The organism is Neisseria sp. P0021.S006 (genome assembly GCF_051956895.1).
Map to the genome: position 1 here is coordinate 1 of NZ_JBQCWZ010000212.1, position 1,912 is coordinate 1,912.

The 1,912-nt window shown below is 41.4% G+C and carries 4 protein-coding genes; 3 read left to right on the top strand and 1 reads right to left on the bottom strand.

The genetic code is table 11. The features are described from left to right. Positions 1 to 300 precede the first annotated feature (300 nt). From ACTHUM_RS12630 to ACTHUM_RS12640, 3 genes are all read left to right on the top strand, one after another. Positions 301 to 555 carry a hypothetical protein gene (locus ACTHUM_RS12630; protein ID WP_070646719.1) on the top strand — a complete coding sequence of 85 codons (255 nt, stop codon included), beginning with the start codon at positions 301 to 303 and terminating at the stop codon, positions 553 to 555. Between the two features lie 80 nt (positions 556 to 635). Then, positions 636 to 929, top strand: a complete 294-nt coding sequence (locus ACTHUM_RS12635) for a hypothetical protein (protein WP_070583845.1) — start codon at positions 636 to 638, stop codon at positions 927 to 929. A 39-nt stretch (positions 930 to 968) separates the two neighbouring features. After that, positions 969 to 1,244 (top strand): hypothetical protein, encoded by a 276-nt coding sequence (locus ACTHUM_RS12640; RefSeq protein WP_070646718.1) that lies wholly within the window; start codon positions 969 to 971, stop codon positions 1,242 to 1,244. Between the two features lie 174 nt (positions 1,245 to 1,418). Here the strand turns inward: ACTHUM_RS12640 and ACTHUM_RS12645 are convergent. Further along, positions 1,419 to 1,912: Hsp70 family protein (locus ACTHUM_RS12645; RefSeq protein ID WP_440403019.1), on the bottom strand; the 494-nt coding region annotated here is incomplete at its 5' end.

Genomic DNA, 1,912 nt, shown 5'->3' on the forward strand with positions numbered 1-1,912 from the left:
GTTTGGCACAAGAAAAACGGCAAAGCGCTATTTGACAGATAAACCGAAGGCCGTCTGAAAAGTTTTCAGACGACCTTTTATCGCAACTTGGAAGCTTGTTTTTAATATTGTCTTGCTGTCTTGATGATATAACCAATTTAAATTTAATCATTTCTTGACTATCCGTTATGTTTTCATTTTTTAATATAACTTAAAAAATAATTTCAAAAAAACTACTACATACTTGCACTGTCAATACAACAGCAAACGGATGAAAACGCTTGCTATTTTTCACCCCATTTTTCATTTTGGAGTGCTAATATGCAAACACTAAACATGGATGATTTACAACAAGTTTCCGGCGGTTTTAATTTCAGTCGAAGCGCGGTTTCAGGAGCCGGCCGCTGGGTTGGTGCCGGAGCAGGTGCTTTTGCCGGCGGCTTTACCGGAATGGCGTTAGGCGCGATTGCGGGACCGGGCGGTATGGCTGCCGGTGGTGCTATCGGAGCCAACGTAGGTAGAGTTTTAGGAGGCAGATTAGGTTCGTTTGTCGCCAGAAGATCGTTTGGCTATTAAATCATTGCCGATCAAACTCCGTATCCCGAAAATATTTACGGGATACGGATTCTTTATCAACAATACTGAAGGATAACGGCATGAAAAATTTTTGGGAAAATTATAAGAAAAACTTGCAGTTGCTCGCAACTTTTGCCAAAAAATATTGGAAGGTCCTACTGGTCATCAGCTTCGCTGTAAACTTTATTGTCATCGGGGTGAACACTATCTTGAGTCTCTATGTGATCAATCCGAAATATTTTTTAGGGGAAGAATATTTCCTTTCAGAAATTATCGAAAGCCTCGTCGCAGTAAGCTTGATGATATGGACATTCCTGAAATATATTCAGTACAAACAGAAAGATGCTTCTTCGAAAGATTCTTCTTCAAATTAAATACGGAACAATCCCAAACTTTATAAGAAGGATAAGGGCATGAAAAATTTTTGGGAAAATTATAAGAAAAACCTGAAGTTGCTCGCAAGTTTCAGCAAACAATACTGGAAGGCATTGCTGATTATGTGCTTTGCGGCCAGCTTTACTGTTTTCCTTGCGAACTTGATTTTAAGCCTTATCATCAATCCGAAGTATTTCTTTGGAGTAGACCGTTTTCTTCCCGACTGGGTCGAAGTGTTAATTATGTGTACCCTGGTTGAACTGATGTTCTTGAAATACATAAAATCCAAAAAGAAAAAATCGCTTCCAGAATAGGTACAAACAGATTAGCCCAACCTTGTCTTTTCAATGGGTTATATCTTTTTCCTGTCTGTCAAGATTTCTAAAACCAAGGTCGTCTGAAAAGCTTTCAGATGACCTTTTACTATGAATAATTCAAATAAAAAGCGCGAACCTTTCGATTCGCGCTTTTTTTTCAGACGGCATCAATTATTTTTTGTCGTCTTTTACTTCTTCAAAGTCGGCATCTACGATGTCGTCGTCTTTCTTAGCGGAAGACTCGGCTTGTGCGCCCTCGCCTGCTTGGGCTTGGGCTTCGGCTTGCGCTTGAGCGTAAACCATTTCGCCCAATTTTTGGCTGGCTGTACCCAAAGCTTCGGCTTTGGCATCGATAGCGGCTTTGTCGTCGCCTTTAACCGCTTCTTCAGCTTCTTTCAACGCAGCTTCGATTTTTTCTTTCTCAGCAGCGTCGAGTTTATCGCCGTAGTCAGTCAGAGATTTTTTCACAGAGTGAATCAGGGCTTCAGCTTGGTTGCGGGAAGCGACCAATTCAGTCAGTTTTTTATCTTCTTCAGCGTTGGCTTCGGCATCTTTCACCATGCGTTCGATTTCTTCTTCGCTCAAACCTGAAGAACCTTGGATGGTAATGTTGGCCGCTTTGCCGGTGCCTTTGTCTTTGGCAGAAACGTGCAAGATACCGTTGG